This window comes from Pseudomonas sp. YA1, from assembly GCF_058680555.1.
The window spans coordinates 1-21,135 of the sequence record NZ_JBZWBG010000006.1; the positions used below are offsets into that span (position 1 = coordinate 1).

General features: G+C 58.7%; 17 protein-coding genes and 1 pseudogene. 17 read left to right on the forward strand and 1 reads right to left on the reverse strand.

The genetic code is table 11. From position 1 onward, the window contains the following. The first annotated feature begins 186 nt into the window (after positions 1–186). Genes AC4OR5_RS09595 through AC4OR5_RS09605 form a run of 3 tightly spaced genes read left to right on the forward strand, consistent with a single transcriptional unit; the run spans position 187 to position 2,556 of the window. Positions 187–408 (forward strand): hypothetical protein, encoded by a 222-nt coding sequence (locus AC4OR5_RS09595; RefSeq protein ID WP_491952827.1) that lies wholly within the window; start codon positions 187–189, stop codon positions 406–408. A 5-nt stretch (positions 409–413) separates the two neighbouring features. Further along, complete coding sequence (locus AC4OR5_RS09600) at positions 414–1,460, forward strand: hypothetical protein (protein WP_033986780.1); 1,047 nt, start codon at positions 414–416, stop codon at positions 1,458–1,460. 28 nt (positions 1,461–1,488) lie between these two features. Continuing rightward, positions 1,489–2,556, forward strand: a complete 1,068-nt coding sequence (locus tag AC4OR5_RS09605) for a PfkB family carbohydrate kinase (protein ID WP_071535374.1) — start codon at positions 1,489–1,491, stop codon at positions 2,554–2,556. A 1-nt stretch (position 2,557) separates the two neighbouring features. Here the strand turns inward: AC4OR5_RS09605 and ybiA are convergent, their stop codons facing one another. Beyond that, positions 2,558–3,070, reverse strand: a complete 513-nt coding sequence (ybiA, locus tag AC4OR5_RS09610; RefSeq protein WP_012075817.1) for a riboflavin biosynthesis intermediates N-glycosidase — start codon at positions 3,068–3,070, stop codon at positions 2,558–2,560. Between the two features lie 553 nt (positions 3,071–3,623). On the opposite strand from ybiA, the gene AC4OR5_RS09615 reads away from it, so the two are divergent. The 14 genes and pseudogenes from AC4OR5_RS09615 (at position 3,624) to AC4OR5_RS09680 (ending at position 21,130) form a co-directional block, all read left to right on the forward strand. Beyond that, on the forward strand, positions 3,624–4,025 hold the full coding sequence (locus AC4OR5_RS09615) for a hypothetical protein (RefSeq protein WP_033986777.1): 402 nt from the start codon (positions 3,624–3,626) through the stop codon (positions 4,023–4,025). Beyond that, complete coding sequence (locus tag AC4OR5_RS09620; protein WP_033986774.1) at positions 4,022–4,303, forward strand: hypothetical protein; 282 nt, start codon at positions 4,022–4,024, stop codon at positions 4,301–4,303. The genes AC4OR5_RS09615 and AC4OR5_RS09620 overlap by 4 nt, the downstream gene beginning before the upstream one ends. Before the next feature lie 114 nt (positions 4,304–4,417). Further along, positions 4,418–4,609 (forward strand): DUF192 domain-containing protein, encoded by a 192-nt coding sequence (locus AC4OR5_RS09625; RefSeq protein ID WP_033986771.1) that lies wholly within the window; start codon positions 4,418–4,420, stop codon positions 4,607–4,609. A 629-nt stretch (positions 4,610–5,238) separates the two neighbouring features. Beyond that, on the forward strand, positions 5,239–6,696 hold the full coding sequence (locus AC4OR5_RS09630; RefSeq protein ID WP_033986769.1) for a Wadjet anti-phage system protein JetA family protein: 1,458 nt from the start codon (positions 5,239–5,241) through the stop codon (positions 6,694–6,696). Then, on the forward strand, positions 6,674–7,351 hold the full coding sequence (locus tag AC4OR5_RS09635; RefSeq protein WP_033986766.1) for a DUF4194 domain-containing protein: 678 nt from the start codon (positions 6,674–6,676) through the stop codon (positions 7,349–7,351). Before AC4OR5_RS09630 ends, AC4OR5_RS09635 begins: the two co-directional genes overlap by 23 nt. Beyond that, positions 7,341–10,988 carry an SbcC/MukB-like Walker B domain-containing protein gene (locus AC4OR5_RS09640; protein WP_052156576.1) on the forward strand — a complete coding sequence of 1,216 codons (3,648 nt, stop codon included), beginning with the start codon at positions 7,341–7,343 and terminating at the stop codon, positions 10,986–10,988. Before AC4OR5_RS09635 ends, AC4OR5_RS09640 begins: the two co-directional genes overlap by 11 nt. Further along, a complete protein-coding gene (locus AC4OR5_RS09645; RefSeq protein ID WP_196740696.1) occupies positions 10,985–12,124 on the forward strand; it encodes a hypothetical protein in 1,140 nt (379 codons plus the stop codon). Before AC4OR5_RS09640 ends, AC4OR5_RS09645 begins: the two co-directional genes overlap by 4 nt. A 325-nt stretch (positions 12,125–12,449) precedes the next feature. Further along, a complete protein-coding gene (locus tag AC4OR5_RS09650) occupies positions 12,450–14,339 on the forward strand; it encodes an ATP-dependent nuclease (RefSeq protein WP_141995281.1) in 1,890 nt (629 codons plus the stop codon). Continuing rightward, positions 14,339–16,066, forward strand: coding sequence for a UvrD-helicase domain-containing protein (locus AC4OR5_RS09655; protein ID WP_033986759.1), 1,728 nt, complete (start codon positions 14,339–14,341; stop codon positions 16,064–16,066). The genes AC4OR5_RS09650 and AC4OR5_RS09655 overlap by 1 nt, the downstream gene beginning before the upstream one ends. A 516-nt stretch (positions 16,067–16,582) precedes the next feature. Further along, positions 16,583–16,915: an IS66-like element accessory protein TnpA gene (gene tnpA, locus AC4OR5_RS09660; protein WP_033986757.1), complete on the forward strand. Its 333-nt coding sequence runs from the start codon at positions 16,583–16,585 to the stop codon at positions 16,913–16,915. Continuing rightward, entirely contained in the window at positions 16,912–17,247 is a 336-nt protein-coding gene (gene tnpB, locus AC4OR5_RS09665) for an IS66 family insertion sequence element accessory protein TnpB (protein ID WP_033986756.1), read from the forward strand. Before tnpA ends, tnpB begins: the two co-directional genes overlap by 4 nt. A 64-nt stretch (positions 17,248–17,311) precedes the next feature. Then, a pseudogene (gene tnpC, locus AC4OR5_RS09670) lies at positions 17,312–18,768 on the forward strand (IS66 family transposase). 72 nt (positions 18,769–18,840) lie between these two features. Further along, entirely contained in the window at positions 18,841–19,008 is a 168-nt protein-coding gene (locus AC4OR5_RS09675) for a hypothetical protein (protein ID WP_233270698.1), read from the forward strand. Positions 19,009–20,587: 1,579 nt separating this feature from the next. Next, the gene (locus AC4OR5_RS09680; RefSeq protein ID WP_003122765.1) at positions 20,588–21,130 is read left to right on the forward strand and encodes a hypothetical protein; all 543 of its coding nucleotides are present in this window, start codon (positions 20,588–20,590) and stop codon (positions 21,128–21,130) included. Positions 21,131–21,135: the final 5 nt, after the last annotated feature.

Genomic DNA, 21,135 nt, shown 5'->3' on the forward strand with positions numbered 1-21,135 from the left:
AATGGACGATGCCGATCCGTGACTGGAAGGCGGCGCTGACTCGCTTTACGATCAGCTACGAAGACCGCCTGCCGCAGCAGTAACCCTAACCCCGGTTACACAAAATTCTGCACACCCTCGCGCACCTTGCTGCCCAATGCGCCTCTCGATCACGGCGCTAACGCGATTGGCATACCCCAGGAAGAAATGGACCAGGTGCTGGCACGGTCCGAGCGGCTGACCCGCGTCCTGCACTACGCCTTTGCTTATAAAGCGCTGGTCTTCGTGCCGCAGTATCGCTGTAAAGGGCGGGTATGGTGCCTGCTGGAGCTAGGTGCCATTCCCAGCATTGCCTATGGCCTTACGCTACGTCGGGGGGGATTCATCGAAGACACGCTGTCGGGGCTGCAGTCCCTACTCAAGGAGTGAGCACCTTGCAACTGATCACTCACAAAGATAAAGAAGAGTGCCTAGCTTTCTTTAATGGCTACTTTACGGCCGACAAGAAGGCACTATTTGTCGGCACCTTGGGCTTCAACGATGCCTGCCTGTACTTTCCACGCTTGATTGCCGCGTTGGAATGCTTCGACTTTCTGTTTCTGATTGAACAGCGGCCCGAGGTCTCGGCCATTCTCCAGGCATCTGCCGATCAAAACCGGCACGAGTTAGAGCGCTGCCTGGTCGGACGGAGCGTCAGCTTCGGAACGGTCTCGATCATTGCCGACGACACTGCAAGTATTGCCGGTCGGAGCGCGGCTTCTGCCTTTAGCCAATGGCTAGCCAAGGGCTATTCCGACGTTATAGTGGACGCGACCACTATGTCGCGCGGGGTCTGTTTCCCCTTGGTACGGCAGGCATATGAAAGCGCTCCCACACGCGCCCACGTGGTGATTGCCGACCGACCTGCCAGCCCCTTGAAGGCCGCCGCAATGTATACGGAGTCGCCGCAGTACATGCACGGATTCCAGGCCGATATGGGTACCGACGAAGTGACCAATGCCATCAAGCTGTGGATCCCGCAGCTGTCTGAGAACAACCATGACTCGCTTGAGCGCATCTACCGCAAGGAACAGCCGGATGAAGTCGCACCTATCCTTCCATTCCCGGCGCTCGACCCGCGCCGTGGCGACCGGTTGCTGCGCGAGTTTCGGCGCCTCATCTTGTCGGACTGGGACGTCAATCTCCTGGATATCATCTACGCGCATGAGTCGGACCCAACCGATGTGTTTGAGACGATCAAGCGGATACACAGTGGACGCAGCATGGCCCTGGGAGACTTCAAGGCGACGCCGCCCCGAACCATCTTATCGCCCAGTGGCAGCAAGATGGGCAGTCTGGGGATGCTGTTTGCCGCCATTGCGCTAGATCTGCCGGTGATATACTGCGAGACGATGGGCTACCGATGTGACGACCACGCAGTTCCACTGGTCTCTACGGCGATGCCAGATCGCATGTGGCATGCTTGGTTGCGCAATCGGTAAGCATCTCCCAGGACAGGGAGGAGGGCGTATGTGGCAGCAGAATCGAATAGTCGGTACCGGGCTGTTTGCGCTAGACGTAATTCTTGGGGCGGACTCGCGCCGATTAGGCTCTGCGCTAGGTGGCTCGACAGGGAACGTCCTGTCAATTTTGGGGGCCCTCGGCTGGACCGCAACCCCAGTTGCCAGCTTTGGCCAGGACATTGCAGGTGAACGCCTCTGCAACGAACTGCAGTCCATTGGCGCCGATTTACGCTTTGTGGACCGTTCCAGCGCTCAGCGGACCAATGTCATCTATCAGCATCAATTGCCGACAAGCCGTAATGGTTCGGCGACTCATCGCTTTAGCTTTGCTTGCCCGTGCTGCGGGGAAAAACATCATCCGGTGGTCGAGTTCGACGGCAGCATCGTAAGTAAGGCGCTCGAGGGGCAGGCCCAAACCGACGTCTTTTACTTGGACCGGCCCACCAGAGCGGGATACGAACTGGCCAAGTCTTACCACGAATCGGGCGCACTGGTGGTCTTTGAACCTTCCAGTGCGGGAGATGACCCGGAGCTATTTGAGGCGATCTTGCACCATGCGCATATTGTTAAGTACGCAGATGAGCGCTTTAAGGCACTTTCGTGCGACATGCCGAGTTCCGTTCTGGCGGAAATCCAGACATTAGGCGCGAGCGGCTTGCGATTTCGCAGCGCCGCCACCGGCCGCGCGTGGCGTCAACTATCGGCCTTTGCCGTCCCCCAAGTTGAAGACACGTCCGGTGCTGGCGACTGGTGCACCGCCGGACTGGTGTATGCCTTACTGCAGAGATGCTCGCGCACTTGGCACGACTTGCGGGAGTTGGAGCTGGAGCATGCGCTGGCATTTGGCCAGGCCTTGTCCTCACTCAACTGTCTCACCCGTGGAGCCAGGGGGTTGCTGAAGATTCTCACGCCAGCTGAAATTCTCTCGCTGGCATGGGAACTGTGTGCAGACAGGGCCAATCAGCAGGGCCTGCTGGGAGCCAAGCAATTTGGCAAGCTCACCCAGCAAAAGGCGCAGACCTTAACCCTTGAAGGACATGATGCGCCGCAGGTTTGCTGTTCGGCGAAGAGTTAAGCTAAATCGCTGGGACGACCTTTCTGGACTTTTTGGCTGGATTGTTCGCCGGCTTTGACACCGCGTGCAGGAGTTCCTCCCGAACTTCCATGAGCAAAACCCCAAGCATGTTTTTCCCCTTACCGTTGACTTCGCCCCACGTGCGATTGACTTCGTTGTCGACTGTGGCCGACTCCACCAAGCGCGCCTGCTCGGTCGACAGCAACAATGCTTTCAAGTCCTCATGCTGGGTGAACTTGGCCAGGAGGATTGCACGCATCCGATCAAATTTAATCTTCGACCAGCCAGGTCGGATATCCCACCAGTAGAGCCCATGGGCCGCCATGGCAACGAGAGCGGGAGAGGGCGCACTTAGAATCCAATCACGCACGGCTTCCTTGCGTGGCTTCCCAGCCTGGTAGGCGTGTTCAGATGTGGGGTAAACAACCCCCTCAAACAGGACTTCACGCTTGTATAGATTGCTGAAGGCGCCATAGGGCTTTTCGTTTGCCCGATAGAAACGAATTTCCTGCATTGCTGCTCCTTGCCGAATACGCTCGCGAATGGCCCCGCAACTGCTCAACGAGTGGCCACAGAAGTCCAAGCATATGGCTTGCTCGCGAGTCACGCTAGCAAGCCGATGCAGCTATCTTACGGGGCGCTCGCCATCAGAGCTAAGGACGGTCAGAGACTGGCACTGCAAGTCCGGCGCCCACATAGTGCCGATGAAGTCGCTCTGCCGGCCGATGAGCAACGGTAGCAATTGGCTGAGACCTCGAGGCCAATGCGCTGAGGCAGGAGCTGCAGGCCGTGTAGCAGCAACTGGTGCAGGAATATGATGGCACGGCCACCTATGTGTGTGGGTTGGAAAATCGCGCCCACCGTGAAGTCGATCGTGCCCGGGAGGCGAGTAGGGCGGTGACCGTCCAACCCAAGACCGTGAGCAAGCAGCCGGTGCAGCCCAAGCGCACCCGCGCCACGCCGGCGAAACGGCAACGAAAACCGGCAGGTCCCAGCTAGCGAAGGGACTTTGCCCGCCGCCGGTTTGCGGGCATGCTGTGAGTGAAATGCGCCAGGAGGAACGAGCCATGACCCGGGAGGCATTCCAGCCAGCGGCGTCGTCGGCTGCCGAGCTGAACGACTACCTGCGCCCCCCGAAGGGGGCGGCCTATTCGGCTGAGCGCTATGCCGAGGTCTTCGGCCTTAGCCCGGCCGCTTTTGCCGCGCAGCTCAATGCTTATCGTCACCGCCAGCCGGGTGCTGTCAGCGCATCCGAAGTGGCCGCCGCGCAACAGTTCATCGAAGATTCCTTGCGCGTGGTACTGACCGTTGTCGAGAGCGGGGTGGCCGTCGAGCGGGCGATCGCCTGGTTTCGCCACGAGTCCTTACCGACCTTCGAGCAGCGGACCGCGGAGCAACTGGTCAGTCAGGGCCAGGTCGAGCAGGTGTTGCAGTTTCTGGCCTCTTGGCAGGCCGGGAGTCAGGGATGAGTCACGTTACCCAACGGCAGGTCGGTCTGCAATCGACCTACCACGCCTGCTATCATACCGTCCTGCGCGCCATGGATGCAGGTTATGACGTTCGCGGCTATGTGCTGGCGGAGATGGTGAAGGCTTGCCTTGCGCACCGCGCCACCCTGTCTGCGGCGCAGCGGGTGTATTTCGCGCAGTACGCGCCGACGGAAGCGGCGGCCTACCTGGAAAGGCTTGCGGCCATGTTGCTGTTTGGCCCCAAGGGGCGCTTTTCGCCGCAAGAGTACCGCTACTGATGAGCGACCGATCCCAGCAAGTCATAGCAGGCCGGTCCAGGTTGCACTCACGTGGCCTGGCTGGGACCGTCTACTCGATTGCCTGCGATGTAATTACGTGATGAGGATATGACCATGGTTGAGCCCAAAACCTGGCGAGTGGCCTGCCAAGACCCTGGAGACGGCAGCGGTGACGCCATCATCGAGCTACCTTCCGCGTTGCTCGATGGTCTGGGATGGGCCGTGGGGGATGAGTTGGTCCTTGAGCATATCGAGGGTGTGCTCTCCTTGAAGCGCAAGCTCTCGCCCAGTGAGCCAACCGACTAGATCTGCCCGTCGTGGTATTTCTGATGTGAATTGACTGCATGGGCCGAGGGACCTGTTGATGGGCAACCGTCTCCTCCCGCGGACACCTCAGATTGATACCGTGACCTGATTTGCCTGCATACACCAAGTCGGGCAGGCAAAGCTGCTGCTACGGTGCGCTCACGAAATTCCGGTCGAGATGGCCAGCCTCGACTGCTGTTCAGCGTCGCTTCAGATCCGACTCAGCCGAGACAGTACCTTGATCACGAGCAGGTTATTTAGGTCGAGCGTCGGATGCAGCGAGTACCTGGCCTGCAAGGGTATTTCTTGCCATGGTCCCTTTCCTCGCGACGCGCTCTCGACTTACGGTTTTGGCTAGGAAAAACCCTTTGGAGTATGCCCGCGTTCCCCAACGACCTAGCCAGATCGTTGGCGCGGCACGTAACAGTCGACGCATAGACAACGATTCGCCATGCTGTCACGGTAATATTGCCGGATGATGAGCACGCCTTGTCGTGGCCTGGCAGCAGGAACGGGCCCCGCACCGCAGTCTAGAGCGGAGGGCGCCTACGTAATAGAAATGGAGTCGTGCGACTGGGACGTTATCGGGGTGCTTCGTCAGTTGCGCGGATAGGCTGGGAGTAGCCTACGTGAACGAATCAAAATTCTTTGAAGCTGACCGCGGAAGATTCTTCCGGCCACTGAACTCGTCGCGCCGCGAGCTCTTCGCGACCTGCCTTCGGTTGCTCTATGACCGATTGCACGGTCCTGCGGCGGATTATGCACACAACCTCGGACGGGACGATTTGACCGAGCTGGTGCTGCCTGTGGTCAAGGAGCATCTGGCTAGGCCCGTCGAGGCTGCGGACCAGGATGAGTTTTCTTCCGCCGATGCCAACGACCCCCTCCAGATGACCGGATTGGTCATCCGGGCTCTGCTGAAAGATGGCTGGCTCGAAAAGGGGATCGAGCGAGAAGGCCTGGTCACTAGCTTCAGGTTCTCCAGGACGGGCAAGCTGTTCGCTGAAGCCTTCTGGTCGTTGCACCGGCCAAGCCGGAGCCGACAGCGCAACATGCGGAGCTGTCGCAACGCACTGGCAGCGGCGCTGAGCAGGAACGATGCCCATGACCTGGTAGACGCATACGAATTCGCCGAAAAGGTAATTGAGGACCTGACGGAGGGTATCGACCTTTTCAAGGATCTCGCACGAAGCTTGATGCGCGAGGCGTCGTTGGTAGTCCGCTGGGACGACTTCGTGGAGTTCTTACAGCGTTTCCGTCGTGACTACTCCAAGCAGCTAACGGCGGACAGCGCCACGCTGAACCGCCAATCGATTCGGCAGAATCTGGAAAAGCTGCGAACCGAAGTCACCGCCGCTCAGTACCGGCGATTCGAGAATGACCTTCGGGAGATTGCCAACTGGGCGGTGAGTGAGCACACCGGGGACTCAGTGTTCGAATGGATGCTCGAGCGTATCGGAGAAATGGTGGACGCTGCGTGCGACACCAAGCAGCCCATGTTTGTGAAGTCCATGGAGGCCTACGTCCGCCGGGTTACCGGCCTTATCCAGCAATCGATGATGCTGCGAACCGGACACAACCGCCACAGCTTCATGGCGGTGATCCAGCGCCTGGCAAATTCGCCACAGGATATTCAGGACTCAATCCTGTCCAGAATTGCCGCCGACATGGCGGCGGTCGAGATTCGGCTACTTGATCCCTCTGCACTCAAGCTCCGCTCCGCTACCCAGCGGCGCAAATCTCTCACGGTGACCATCAGGCCGCGCCCCACTCGGGAGGCCCGATTGGAGGCCGCAATGATGCGGGCCGAAGCCGAAACCTTCTCAATTCCCAACGAGGATATTGTGGCAGTGCTCCGCCAGGAGCTGCGCCTAGTCGGCAGAGGAATACGGCTGTCCTCATTGCCCCGTGAAACCGCAAGGCAGGCCGTTCGCTTGTTCCAGGCGGTCGAGGCAGTACGGAGCGCGAAGTGCAATGATCTGGTTGCCACCAAACTTGCACTCCGCTTCGACACCGACTTTTACAGCGGCTGCGATTATCTCATCGACTTCAGGGAGCGAGGGAATGAACCTGATTTCCACCGTTAACTCGCAATTGAATTTGCACAACCTGAGCCTCGACCGTTTTCGGCAGATCGTCACTCGCCTGCTGGCACAGGGGGTAATCGTCCGTGATGACGATCGGAACGAGCAGTTCCTCTACGACGATGCCCGGAGAGTGGAGCCGCTGCTCCTTGACTATTTCGACATTGCGGGCCTTCGTCTCCACCATGACAGCCACGCCTGCTTCTTTCGGCTCTATGCGCCAGGCGCGCGCGTGGACGGACTGCCAGATGACGACGTCGATCCGGTGCCGGCATTGAAGGCGAAGCTCACTCCGGACTTTGTCGCCGCGGCACTGGCGCTGCGTTTCATCTACCAGGAGCACCTCAATGCGGGGAGCATTGAGCTGAATGGCGAAGCGATGATCTCGCTTGAGGACCTTGCTGCGACGATGCAGACGCAACTGCGCCGAAACCTGCCGTCGACAGCAGGGGAGAAAATGGAGCTGCTGGGGCAGCTGCGGCGGCACAAGATCCTGCGTTTCAACGCCAGCTTCAGCATCACTGACGAGGATGCATTCCTTGCGATTCGGCCGATGATCCTGGGAGTCGTCACGAATGACGCCCTTTTATCAGCATTGGACGCCGATGGGGTGATCGAAGTGCAGGCCACCGTCGAGGAGCAGGACCGTGAAGATTGACCATCTGATTCTTGGTAACTGGGGGCAAATTGAACCGGGGGACTACCAGCTCGGCGACATGACCTTGCTGACCGGAGGGAGTGGCGCCGGCAAATCCACCTTCCTGGATGCTCTGCAGATGCTGATGACAGCGGGCTACAAGGGCATCCTTCACTTCAACCCAGCCCAGGGCGAAGTAACCCAGGACCAGCGGCAGAAGACTAAGAGGAACCTGGAGTCTTACGTGGTTGGAGCCGAGTACAGCAAGTTTTCGAGGCCGGACGGTGCTCAGACCTATGTAGGCGCAGTGTTCATGCCGGACAAGGGGGAGGAGGGGGGCAAACCCTTCACGGCGCTTGTCGCCGCCTCGGCACGGGTCGACACCGTTGGGAGCAGCCGAATCCCCGTGCTGGAGCGTTCTGAGGTGTTGATCATTTTGGATGGCGTCCGTCTCTCCGTGGCTGAGTTGTTCAAGGACGGATCGCAGCAGGAATGGGTGGCGGTCGAGGAGGTGGTCCGCATGCTCAGAGGGAAGGGCTACAACCCCATCCAATTCCCAGGCAAACGCGACTATCTCTGTGCTTTGTATGGCCGCTTCCGCGGAAAAAGCGGTATTACGTGGGAGGACGCCAGAGCGGCTGCCAAGGCCTGGGTAGAGTCCATCGCATACAAGAAGATTGGCTCGGTGAATGACCTGGTCAAAGACGAAATTCTCGCCTTTGACGGCAAGGCTCTCCAGGAGGGCATCGAACGCATCAGCGGTTTGATGAAGCAAGTCACCAACCTCCGGAAGGAGAGTGAGCGCTTGCAGGCGACGCATGACCGACTCGCCTTGCTGACCGAAAAGATTACCGACACGATCATTGGCCACGAGTCTGTTCTCAAGCATGAAGTAGCTCTGAGGCACCTGAACGTGCTGCGCGTCGATGCTGCCCTTGAGTCATACCGCAACCAGGTGGAGCACCAACGAGCAGCCATCCTGGAGAGCGAGACGCAGCTTGTGGGCCTGAACGATCAGAAGATCGAACTCAATCGCCAAGTGGGCGCCCTAAACACCAAACTAATGGGGTTCCAAGTCCATCAGGAAAAGCAGAGCCTCGAGGCACAAGCCAAGCTGGCTGCAACAGCAGCAGCTCAGTGTGTTTCGGCTTTACTGCACGGTCTTGACCAGGCTCGGAATCTATCGACGGCTGCAGAAAATGTCCTAGGCCGGCACATTCCCGTTGAGATGGCGGGAATGTCCCAGGCCATGGAGGCAGTTACCGCTGCACACCGCGGATTAGAGCGTGTTCAATTGCAGGGGATGAACAGCCAGTTGCTGATGCTGGCCGCTCAGTCAGACCTCGATACCGGCATGCTCCGGGACGTGGCCGCCCAATGCACCAGCATTCAAACCGGTTGGGGGCGGCTGTACTCAGCCCTGGCAGGGACGGATGAACCCAGCCTGCTTCTGCAGTGTTACGCCGCTCAGTCGCCGGTCTCCGAAGCTATCCGTCAACTCGGTAACGAGCTGAGAGACAAGGAAAGCGCCCGGGCGCGGATAGTGACCGGCGGTGGAAACTACCCCAAATGGGTCAGTGTTGCGCTGGACCGTATGCGGGAGGCCATGCCCAGCGCCAACGTGCAGGTGCTTTGCGACCTGATTGAACCGGCCTCCGACCAATGGCAAGCGGCAATCGAAGGTTATCTGGCTGACGCCCGTTTCAACTTCGTTGTGCCCGCCGAGTTTGAACGGGAAGCGATCGACACGGCCCAGCGGCTGGGACTGAAAACCAAGGTCATCCAGGGCGAGTACTGCCAACAGCATGCTGACCCATCGCGAGTGCCAGCAGAATCGATTATCCACGAGCTGACCACCGAGCATCGCATAGCCAAGGCCTATCTCATCGAACAATACGGTCGAGTCGTGAAAGTGGCCTCCAGCAAGGAGCTGAGGCATACGCCGCGTGGCCTCACCATGAATGGGAAGGGCAGTGGATCCCGGACGATGTTCAGCGCGAAAGATGTGGAGTTGGTCTTTGGCAAGAAGGCCCGAGCAGTGGCCATCGAGAGGCTGTCAGCCGAGATTGCCGAGCTTGAGCAGCAGCTCAGCACAGTACGAGGCCATCAAACTGACCTGCAGGAAATCATCACCGTGGTCCAGCGCTTGCAGAAGCCCGTGTTGGAGTTCCAATCGCTTCAGGACGCAGCAACGGACCTTGAAAAGATCCGTCAGGCGTTGGCCAGACTTGACCTCACCGAAATCGTGAATCTCGAGGCCGAGATCGCGAAGCTGAACACAGATTTGCAGGCGGTCGAAGTTGCTAGCAATAAACTCGTCGGTGCGGTGGCGGTGTCCATGAGCAGCATTGAGGAGTGGAACGGGACGATTACCTCGCTGGAGGAGCGTAGACCCGCAGTGGTGCAGTCGTTGACCAACGAAGTCGACCGGGTACAGAACCTTTGCGACGTGAATCGGGCCCACGTGGTGAACCTATTCCTGGATTCTACCTATGAACTCGCTGCCACATGGCAAGGGCGCGAGGACAACCTGGAATCTGCAATACCTAGCATGCGTGCGAAGACATCCCTCAAGGCGGGCAATGTCAGGCATGACCTGGCCGAGCACAATCGGGTCGCCCGGCAAGATGAGCGCTTTACCAGCGGCGTACCGGATGTTCTGGAACAGGATCGCTTCGATCCGGTGTATGGCCATTTGGTCCTGTTGCGGGGCGAAGTCCTGGCCACACTTGCGGACTTGAAGAACATTGGTCTCCTGAACAATGCCCAAGATCTTGCCGACGCTGAAGCCTCTTTCCGCGATGTGTTTACCAAGCAGTTTTGCGTCGAGATCCGCGGTAAGGTGGAGGAGGGCGTCCGTGAGTTGCGAATACTCAACAACGAACTACGGAATCTGAAGTTTGGATCCGATCGTTTTGAGATCGAGTGGTCAAAATGGGTGCCGGAATTCTACGAGTACTACACCTTCTTTGGTGCCGTGGCCGAGATGGCCGCCTCCAATGAGGCCCATGACCTGTTTGGTTCTGCATCGCTCACCGAAAACCAGATTGCCGTCCGGGACAGGCTGATCGATTTGCTACTGGATGACGATCATGAGCGTGCAACCAAGGAGCTGATGCGGATCGCGGATTATCGCAACTACCGCGTCTACGACATAGCGAATCACTCCGACAGTGGGGGAGCGATCAAGTTGTCGGAGTGGGGCACCGGGTCGGGTGGTCAGCTCGAAACGCCTGCGTACATCGTCAGGGCCGCAGTGGTAACCAACAAGCTGAAGGTCTTCGACAAAGGCCCCAGCCTCAAGCTGCTGGTGAACGATGAGTCCTTCGCGCGCATGGATGAAACTCGTGCGCGCGCGGTCTTGGGATTCTTACGTGACAATCTCAATTTGCAGGTGATCTGTGCTGTTCCCACCATGAAGGCCGGGGCCATTCGTGATGAATTCACCCGCGAATTCACCTTTACCCGTCTGTCTCCGGTGGAGAATGGGGAGCTCGACTTCATTTCGGAATGTGATTCCCGCGAGTTGCGACCGGACAAGATGCGATCGATGTGGGAGCAGCAGCGCAGGGTGGCAAGGGAGCAGGCCCGCATGAGGTTCGAGATGGAGAATCCTCTGGAGCCGGACGAGGAGCCAGCGCAAGAGGCTGTCCCATGAGCCTACCGACTTGGGTGCAGCAACCGGCGATCCAGGAGGTCTTGAACAGCTTGGTAAACAGGCTTGATGCGGCCGAAAAACGTGGAACCAAACCTAATGCGATGGCGCTGACGGAGATCACCTGGCCTGCGCTCTATAGGGCTTTGTACGAGTCGGAAAAGGAGCACTTGTGGTCGCAAATCCAACAACTGCACCAGAATGGTTGGATCGAGATTAAGCCGGGGAAGGCGGCGATCTCTCGTGCAGGCTATGCCCTGGCGCCCAAAGCTGAGATTCGGGACAGTGAATGGCTTAGGATCGCTACGGGTAGGGCCGAACGTCCGCAAACGGCGAACGAGCGGTGGCGAGCGGCGGTGGACTCCGGTCTGCAGGTATCAGAGGCAGCCAAAGCGATCGTGCGGAATTTCTGCATTGACCTTCCAGGGCGTGACATGGCGGCCGTCGTACAGCAGCTCAATAGATTGACTGGACTTGCGAAGGAGCCTTTGTTTCTACGTGAGGTATCCGCCCAGTTGTTCTGGGGCATGTCCAAGGTACTGGATAATCGTCAAGCGATGGTGGCAGCGATCCTTGGCCTGCCTGAATGCCCGTTTGCGGAGGCGCCCGTACAGCTGCAGGTGTTCCTGCCACATGGCGGCTGGGATGGCGTCCTGTTTATCGAGAACCAGGTGTCGTTTGAGCGTGCGATTCGCTCGGTGAATGCTGAAACCCACCGGTTGGCCATGGTGCACACTTCCGGATTCAAAGGTTCAGCCATTCGCTTGCGGCAGGTGGCGACGTCATCGCTGTTCTTTTCGAATCTGGGCAGCCAAGAGCCCCTTCATACTGAAGGCTTTGGCCGCTGGCTCTATGGCCAAGAATCTGGGGAGTCTCAATTCTGGGGAGACCTGGATTGGGCCGGTATGGCGATTCTGGTGGCGCTCCGGTTGAGCTTTCCTGGGACCGTCGCCTGGCAGCCGGGCTACCAACCGATGTTGGTCAGTTTGACAAGCGGGGATGGCCATCACCCTGAAGAGGCTGACAAGCGTGGCCAGACGCCGGTCTGCAGCACCGGGTGCGAGTACGCAGACAACAGCTTGATCCCTGCGCTGCAGACCCTGAATGTCTTCGTCGACCAAGAAGCGTTCAGGATTTGAGCACGTGGTCATGGGCAGGTCATTTCCCGCCGGATGTGGGATTTTAGCGTTATCTCGGCATGCCCCGTTCCAGATCGCATGTACAAGGCAATCAGGCAACGGGTTATTGATCAGGTCCGAAGCGAACACATTCAGCTGTAGGTGCAGCGCTGGTCGGACGTGCCGCCAAAACTGGCTCATCCGCACAGGTTTTCCAGCTGGAACGCTCTATGTTTCCACCTGGGCCTGGCCCTCATAAACTGACTCACCTCGCCCGCGCTGGATGCGTCAGTTTCACTGGCGGCGCACAGGGGCACTAAAACGAACATGGACGGAGGCGCTTCCAGTGCATTTAGCCGAATTGAATATCTCCAATTTCCGCAAGCTCCGCGAGGCGAAGCTTTGTTTTCAGGCCGGTTTGAACGTTTTGGTCGGTGCCAACAATGTGGGCAAGAGCGCCGTTGTCGACGCTCTACGGGCCTTGCTAGCCGGTCATGAGGAGCCGTATCCGCGCTTCGACGTGGAAGACCGCCACCGCCCACAGGAGGGTGAGCCTGAGGGAGACATCGACTTTCACTATGTATTCCGAGACCTTAGCCATGATGACGAGGCGGATTTCCTCGCTGCGCTGAAACCCGGGCTCGGTGGCCAAATGGAAGCGCACATCCACGTGCGTTATTCGGACGCGGACATGACCGGCCGCTTCCGGGTCAAACGCTGGTGTGGAGATCACGAGGATGTTCCTCTGTCCTCCGACATGATGGAGAACTTGCGAGGGGTGTACCTTCAGCCGCTGCGCGATGCATCGCAGAGTTTGCGCCCTAGCAGGAACAGCCAGCTTTCGCGTCTGTTACACCTGTTCACTGACGGAGCCGGCCGCGAGGGAATCAATGAAGCCCTACGGGATCTGGATGAGCAACTTAAGCAGCACGCCCCCATCCTCAATACCCAGGCGGCCATTGTCACCCGCCATAGCGATATGCTCGGCGACCAGCTCGCCCAAGCACTTGCCGTAGGGCTAAGCGCCAGCGACTTCCAGCGTCTGTCCTCTCGCCTGTCGCTTTCCGTAGATGCATTCGAAATCGAACAGAACGGCCTGGGCTTTAACAACTTGATCTTCATGGCTGTGGTACTTAGCGAGCTGGCCAAGAATACCGATGCTACGTACCGCGGGCTGATTGTCGAGGAGCCGGAGGCACATCTGCACCCTCAACTTCAGGCTGTGCTGCTGCGCTACCTGGCCAGCCTGTCGGTGGTGGCGGGAGAAAAGCCTGTGCAGCTCTTCGTCACCAGCCATTCGACCAACTTTGCCAGCAACGCCAAGCTCGATTGCTTGGCCTGCCTTGTTGAGTCCGAGGACCGCGTAGAGACGTTCTTTCCCCGCAAAGTTCAGTTTAAGAAAGGCAAGCGCGAGAAGCTTGAGCGCTACCTGGACGTGACCCGTGCCGAGCTTTTCTTTGCCCGCCGCGTGATCTTTGTAGAAGGAGCGGCCGAACTAATGCTGGTCGATGCACTGGCGACCAAAGCCGGCTTTGATCTTCGCGCCAACGGAGTGAGCCTGATCAGCGTCGAGGGGCTGAATTTTGACTCTTTCCTACCTCTCTTCGGTGAAAACGCACTGAGAATTCCCGTCGCCCTAATAACCGATGCTGATCCCCAGGCACAGGCAGAGAAGGCTGAGGACGAAGGGGACGAAGGGGACGAAGGGGACGAAGAGGACGAAGGGGACGAAGGGGACGAAGAGGACGAAGGGGACGAAGGGGACGAAGGGGACGAAGGGGACGAAGAGGACGAAGGGGACGAAGGGGACGAAGAGGCCAAGCGCCAAAAGACCAAGGCCTTGTATCCGGCGCTGGGCGACGAGGTGGTGGTGTCCCGTAACACAGCGAAAATGAAGGCCCAAGAAGATCGCTATGTGAAGGTCTTTCATGGCGTGAAGACGCTGGAATACGATCTGGCCCTCCATGAAATCAACCGCGAGGCAATGCTGACCGCCTTGGCTGATCCGCATCCGAAGATTGCCAAGGCATTGCGCAAGGCGGTTGAAGCCGAAGAGGACAACACCAGCAAGGCCCGCGTGCTGTTCCGTAGCATGTTTGAGCGACGGCAGAACAACGTGCAGAAGGGGCGCTTCGGCCAAGCACTGGCCCAGGTGATTAGTGACGGTGCAAATTGTGAGGTTCCGGACTACATCCGGAAGGCTATCGAGCACGTCTGTCAGGTGGAGGAGCGCTGATGGATTTATCCGCCGAGCAACAGGCCATCGTCGATGCCCCCTTGGTTCCTCTCGCGGTGATCGCCTGCGCTGGCAGCGGAAAGACTGCCACGGCGGTCCGTCGGTTGGTCGAAATGCGTCGGCTCCTCGCCGAGGACCGTGGGCGGGTGGCCTTACTATCGTTCTCCAATGTGGCCGTGAACACTTTCCGTCGAGGCTATCAGGGGCTTGCACAGAAGTTGCCCGACAGTGCCGGCCGAGGTCGGGTGGACATCGACACTCTGGATGGTTTCATTACGAGCCACATCCTGCGCCCTCATGCATTCAGGACGATGGGGGCGTTTCAGGCAGCCTTTCTGGTGACCGGATCAGAACCCTTCCTAGCTGGTTTCACCTGCAAGACAGGGAACTTTCCCATACCCATCAATCAGGTGAAGGTCGGTATTCAGGGTGGAGAGCCGTTCTTCTACTACGACTACCGCGGTAACCCGGAGCTGCTTGACCAGAATGCGGCCAAGCAGGTGGTCACCAGGCTCGGGCGTACAGGCGCCTACACTCATGACCTTGGCCGCTACTGGTGCTATCAGACCCTTCGCAACCAGCCGGAAGTGCTGCGGGCATTGGTCCGACGCTATCCACATGTGTTGGTTGACGAATCGCAAGATATCGGGACGCTGCATCAGGCCATTCTTGAGCTGCTGGCTGATACAGGCGTACAGATGTCCCTCATTGGTGATCCAAACCAGGGGATCTATGAATTCGCTGGTGCCGATGGAAACTTCCTGCGCAACTACGGGAACAGGGGAGGTGTCGATGCCTATGCCTTGACCCGAAACTATCGCTCCCTCCCTCCTATACTAAATTTGGCGAACAACCTATCTGGGCGTCATGACGAGCCTAACCGCGAGGCCGAAGTGGGGACAAATGGTGCCTACTTCATTGGATATTCCGAGGCAGAGTTACCGCGTCTAGTCGATGCCTTCCTTGCCGAAGTCGCCAGTCTCGGGTTGCGGACAGAGGACGCCGCCATTCTCTGCAGAGGAGCTTCCCTGGCGGACCAACTAGCCGGAGTGATTGCCCCCTCCGGTAGAGGCACCGTCAAACTCTTTGTCGAAGCCGCCCTGCATAGGGACATGCACAGTCACTTCTTGGATGCCTTCAAAGCGGTGTCACGTGCAGTCATCAGCCTGCTGGAGAATCCACCAAAGGAGCTTCTGACAAAGCTGATATCCCCCTCGCAGGACGCGTCGTTGCGCGAGCTCAGGCGGCGTCTTTGGACCTTCACCCGTGATCCCGAACTCGGACTACCGTCCTCTGAACTGGCGGCTGCGACTGAGTGGCACCGTCTTTTGCTGGAGCATGTTCGCACCTTGCTCAATGGGATCCAGCAAGATTTCGGTTTGGCTCCCATCGATCGTCTGGGGAATAAGCTTGCGCGAACGGAGTTGCCAGACGGCCCCCTCAATGGTGGGGTTGATCTGGCTGGGGAAGCACGGCCACGGATCCGCATAGACACGGTTCACCAGGCCAAGGGCGAAAGCATTGATGCCGTACTGTACGTGGCCACTCGTCAACATATTCAGGCTATGTTGGATGGCGTGCAGACTGAGCTGGGGCGCATCGGCTATGTAGCAGTAACTCGGGCGCGGAATCTCTTCTGGCTGGGTGTCCCGTCCAAAGCCTTGAAGGCACTACGCCCGGCGTTGCTGGCTGCTGGATTCCAGGAAGCCGGCAAGCGTAAGGTATGAGCGCAGCTCCTGATTTAGTAGCTGGAGTCAGCGTTTCATGAGTCCGCGGATACGCAAGGCCATACCGGGGGCGGTCTTCGGAATGCAACCTCACACAATTCAGTTGCGTTTCGACTCCACACTTCTCACTTCGCTCGGCGAAGACTGTTCAGTCCAAAACCGGGCGCTGTAGTTGTTCAACCGACGGCTATGGGGATCGGCTTTCGCCTGGAAGGTTGGCGGGATCGCGTTTCCGTTACCTCCATCTCTGAAAAAGTCTCTGAGCGAACAGAGCGCCAACCTCATCAGGTGCTCCCATTCGCGATAAAGATTGTCCTGGCGATCCTGCTCCAGTTTGGCTGCACCCGGCTTCCGGTCGGGGCGGGGCTGGGTGGAGTCGGGCTGCGAGTCTACGACGTGGGAGAAGATAATGCGTAAGCGTCCGGCCAACACACCTCCCCGATTCTTCCAGCTAGCGGCATGGTGTCCACCTGTTTTTGGTGGACACCATTTCAAGCCCCTAGTGGAGGATCTCCCGTGCCAGGCCAACGCCGCTCCTATCCAAAATCCTTCAAGGCCCAGGTCGTCGATGAGTGTATCCAGCCCGGCGCCTCGGTTGCCGGTGTGGCCTTGAGTCATGGCCTCAACGCCAATCTCGTGCACAAGTGGATTCGCCAGCAGGCGCAGTTGCCCGCTGCATCTTCAAGTTTTATTCCGATTCCTCTCGTCCCGAGCCTGCCGGCTACTCCGAATGCGGCCGACATGGCCATCCAGATCGCCATCCCCCATCGGGCCGGCAAGCTGTCGGTGCAGTGGCCGGGCAACGACCCTGAAGGCTGCGCCCGCTTCCTGCGCGAACTGCTGAGGTGATCCGCATCGAGCGCATCTGGCTCGCCACCGAGCCGCTGGACATGCGCGCCGGCACCGAAACAGCGTTGGCCCGGGTGGTGCAGGTGTTCGGTGCGGCGCAGCCGCACTGTGCCTACCTCTTCACCAACAAGCGCGCCAACCGGGTAAAGGTGCTGGTGCACGATGGCTTCGGCATCTGGCTGGCCGCTCGAAGGCTGAATAGGGGGCGCTTCGTCTGGTCGGGGAATTGGCAGGGACAGCAGTTGGAGCTCAGCCCCGAGCAGTTGCAGGCCCTGGTGGTCGGCCTGCCTTGGCAGCGTCTTGGGCCTGATGCCGAGATCAGGCTCCTGTAGCCGGGGTGCAATTAGGCCAATGGCCTATCGCCGAGGGGGGCCAGAAATCCTCACACTCGGCGCCATGGATTCTGCCGCTTTCGATCATCTGACGCCTGAGCAACTGCGCCAACTGGCCGCGCAGTTGAGTCAGCGCGTCGATCATCTGGAAACGCTCAACCAGCGCTTGAACCACGAACTCGCCGTGCTGCGACGCCACCGCTTCGCCCGTCGTAGCGAGCAGCTCAATGCCGACCAGCTCAACCTGCTGGAAGAGATGATCGATGCCGACATCGCCGCCATCGAGGCAGAGCTTGAAGCGGCACGCCCGGTCCCTGCCAAGCGCGAGCTACGGCAGCAGCCCAAGCGGGCGCCTCTGCCGGCCGAGCTGCCGCGCACACTGATACTTCACGAGCCGGACAGCACCCAATGTGCCTGCGGCTGCCAACTCAAGCGCATCGGCGAAGACGTCAGCGAGAAGCTCGACTACACCCCAGGCTCCTTCACCGTCGAGCGGCATATCCGTGGCAAGTGGGTCTGCGCCAAGTGTGAAATATTGATCCAGGCCCCAGTGCCTGCGCAGGTGATCGACAAGGGCATCCCGACTGCCGGGCTACTGGCTCAGGTCATGGTGGCCAAGTTCGCCGATCACCTGCCGCTGTATCGACAGGAAAAGATCTTCGCCCGCGCCGGGCTGGCCATCGCGCGCTCCACGCTGGCGCAATGGGTCGGCGCTTGCGGTGTCCAGCTGCAACCCCTGGTCGATGCCCTGCGCGACTGCCTGCTTCGGCAGGACGCCATCCTCCTTACGTCTGGGCCTATGCACCCAGCCCCTTCGCCGACCTCAAGGCCGTGGTCTATGATTTCAGGCCGAGCCGGGCCGGTGAGCACGTGCGCAGCTTCCTGGGCGACTGGCAAGGCAAGCTAGTCTGCGACGACTTCGCCGGCTACAAGGCCAGCTTCGAGCAAGGCGTGACCGAGATCGGCTGCATGGCCCATGCACGGCGCAAGTTCTTCGACCTGCATGCCGCCAACCAGAGCCAACTGGCCGAGCAGGCCCTCCAGTATATCGGCCAGCTGTACGAGGTGGAGCGCGAAGGGCGCGAGCTGCTCGCCGAACATCGACGGCAACTACGCCAGGACAAAGCCAGGCCGATCATCGATGGCCTGCATGGCTGGATGCTTGGGCAGCGGCAGAAGGTGCCGGAAGGTAGCGCGATCGCCAAGGCACTCGACTACAGCCTCAAACGCTGGGCAGCGTTGGTGCGTTACCTGGATGACGGCAACCTGCCCATCGACAACAACTGGATCGAGAACCAGATCCGTCCCTGGGCCTTGGGGCGCTCCAACTGGCTGTTTGCCGGCTCACTGCGCAGTGGCCAACGTGGCGCAGCTTTGATGACGCTGATCCAGTCAGCCCGCCTGAACGGGCACGATCCGTACGCCTACCTGAAGGACGTGCTCATGCGCCTGCCGACGCAGAAGGCCAGCGCCCTGATCGAGCTGCTGCCGCATAACTGGGTACCCGCCGGCAAGGTGTGATGCCCGTTCGCTTACGATAATGCTGCCGCGCCTCCAGTCATCCTCGCTCGGCGCCAACGGTAATTCACACACATGCTCATCGCGGCCACAGCCAAGATCGAGGCTTTCATCAAGAAAAGTGTTCATCTCGCCGCTACCTCGGCAGCGGCGTTCTATGTCGCCGTGACTCGGGCAGAGCAGAGCGTTGCCATCATCCTTGATAGCCCCGACGCTTCTGCATTGCCGGTGTGGACTCCATGAGCCGCTAGCCCACCGTCGGGCCAGAGGTTTGTCTACACGGTGAGGAGCGGTCCGCTGCGTCTGGAATTGCCGGAAGGCTGCGGCAAGCAGAGGGAAGAGGAGGGCGGTCAGCATTGTTTGGTAGGCTGACAAGGAAGAGGACCAAAATGAAATTGTGGAGATATCTGTGAAAAAGACTAAACACGAGCCAAAGCCAATCATGATGGCTCGTTTTCAGGCTGCGGCACGTGCTGCGTTAGCCCAGTGTACTGAAAGACGCAATCGTTTTTTGAACGCAGTCCCAGCAGATGGGACTGATTTTGAGCCGATTGGCCGTCTAGCAGGCTGATTCGCCAGATCGTCAACTCTGTGCCCACCGGTGTAGATCAAGCCATCGATGTGCTGCGCACGAAGCATTGACTACCTATGGGAGCCTAACCTTATCCATTTCCTCTGAGGGGAAAGGTATGCCAAACAAAAAGCGCCTCACCGAACAGGAGACTCGGAATCTTGAAGACCAGATTCCAGCAGTTGCTGCAGGTGCGACTCGCGTGGCCTATCTGCGAGCGCTCGCAGCCGGGCATACCGTGGCAGTTACCTCATTGAGTCCAAGGCCGACGGCACCGCAATTGTCGTCGGCACCGCCAAGCCCCGCCGCAAGGTGAGCGTTGGCCATGTTATCCAGGTTCGCCGGTTAAGCTCCAGTGCCGGCGCCTAGGCTCCGCATCTTTGCGTGGCGATGAAGGCGCTCGGTGTCGAGGACGTCGCCCAGGAGACCTTGAGGGTGTTGTCGCAACCGCTGTGTCGATCACCTCTATTACGGGACTCAGGCAGCCCTGCCTGTGAGGCGAAGAGTATGTTCAATCTAATTGCAGGAATATCTGTAGGCTTCACAAGAGGAAGCCTCTCCAAGTGTCTGAACCAAAGGAATTCCTATCGTTAATGTGAAAAGTCCAGCCATTTAGTTAAACTGACACCTCTCGGCTCAGGGGTTCTTATCCATGGCTTCGCATAATGTATATTATGTTAAATTGAATGCATCGTTTATCAAGCCCTCGATCTTTTGCGCGCCGTTCTCCTCCATGCATGGTTTGAAGCCTTTAACTCGAATCCCATCCCTCGACGGCTCGCTGTGCAGGTCAAATCCCGGACAGATCCGGCAGCACCCGCACAAGATGCCTGCTGCCGATCTTCGGTACCGCCTCTGCACGGAGCCCACTGCATGAAATGCTGTATCGCCGATACGGGCCCGTCATGAGCAAATACTCATCCTCACGCTGAATGTCCCGCAGCCATGACGGTCCATCTATGCCGCATATTCGCAGCCTGCCGGCTGCTCTGGCACTCCGTCTGGACAATGGATTGGCAATCAACAGTCGAATGGATAGATCGACGTTGAATGCATTGGGACGACGTCCGCTGTCTTGGGTCGAAACCGGAACATGACATGAAGATGAAATTGTAGGTATGTTCCATTGACGATGACGGCGCTGCTGCGGCAAGCGCCGTCCTGCATTGAATATTCAAAAAGTGCTCTGGCGGGACTCATCTTTCTATTCGAAGATGAAACGAGCAGGCAACCATAGCAGAAGGACGACGGATGTCACCTAGCCCCTCCCCCGACGAGCGTCGGCTTGTATTCGAAGCGCGCCGACTGACCATTGAAGCACTGGTGAAAATCTATCTTGAGCAGGTTTCTTCCTCAAGGAACCTGGTGACGGTCTACCTTCGCCTCATGTTCACGTTGTCACTCGGTGCCCTCGCCGGCGTGATAACTCTATATGGGACCATGCTTCGCTTTGGCACTTCGGCCAGTATCAGCATGATTACTCCCCTGGAGGTGGTTCTTGCTATCGCAGCGCTTGCGGCCCTGGTCACTTCGGCTCTGCTTTCCGCGCGGGCGCTCCAGAAAAGTGCATTCGATGTCGCTCCGCTCTTGCATAACCCATTTCCAAGCGCGGACTCGGTGATCGATTCAATATTCGATGCAGACGATATCGATGAGCGGCAAATACTCAGAAAGCTTTATTTCGCCCTGGACAAGACTGTCGAGCATCAGCCTCCTCTCAGGCTCAGCACTCGTCTGATCACCCTCTTCCTTATTGGCGGTCTTTTCCTGACCGGGGCATCCTTTTTACTGTGAAGAGC

Coding starts and splice junctions, on each gene's coding strand:
- AC4OR5_RS09635 (WP_033986766.1), top strand. CDS start 6,674: ATGAACCTGATTTCCACCGTTAACTCGCAATTGAATTTGCACAACCTG.
- AC4OR5_RS09680 (WP_003122765.1), top strand. CDS start 20,588: ATGTCACCTAGCCCCTCCCCCGACGAGCGTCGGCTTGTATTCGAAGCG.
- AC4OR5_RS09620 (WP_033986774.1), top strand. CDS start 4,022: ATGAGTCACGTTACCCAACGGCAGGTCGGTCTGCAATCGACCTACCAC.
- AC4OR5_RS09595 (WP_491952827.1), top strand. CDS start 187: ATGGACCAGGTGCTGGCACGGTCCGAGCGGCTGACCCGCGTCCTGCAC.
- AC4OR5_RS09675 (WP_233270698.1), top strand. CDS start 18,841: ATGCTCATCGCGGCCACAGCCAAGATCGAGGCTTTCATCAAGAAAAGT.
- AC4OR5_RS09615 (WP_033986777.1), top strand. CDS start 3,624: ATGACCCGGGAGGCATTCCAGCCAGCGGCGTCGTCGGCTGCCGAGCTG.
- AC4OR5_RS09625 (WP_033986771.1), top strand. CDS start 4,418: ATGGTTGAGCCCAAAACCTGGCGAGTGGCCTGCCAAGACCCTGGAGAC.
- ybiA (WP_012075817.1), bottom strand. CDS start 3,070: ATGCAGGAAATTCGTTTCTATCGGGCAAACGAAAAGCCCTATGGCGCC.
- AC4OR5_RS09645 (WP_196740696.1), top strand. CDS start 10,985: ATGAGCCTACCGACTTGGGTGCAGCAACCGGCGATCCAGGAGGTCTTG.
- AC4OR5_RS09605 (WP_071535374.1), top strand. CDS start 1,489: ATGTGGCAGCAGAATCGAATAGTCGGTACCGGGCTGTTTGCGCTAGAC.
- AC4OR5_RS09655 (WP_033986759.1), top strand. CDS start 14,339: ATGGATTTATCCGCCGAGCAACAGGCCATCGTCGATGCCCCCTTGGTT.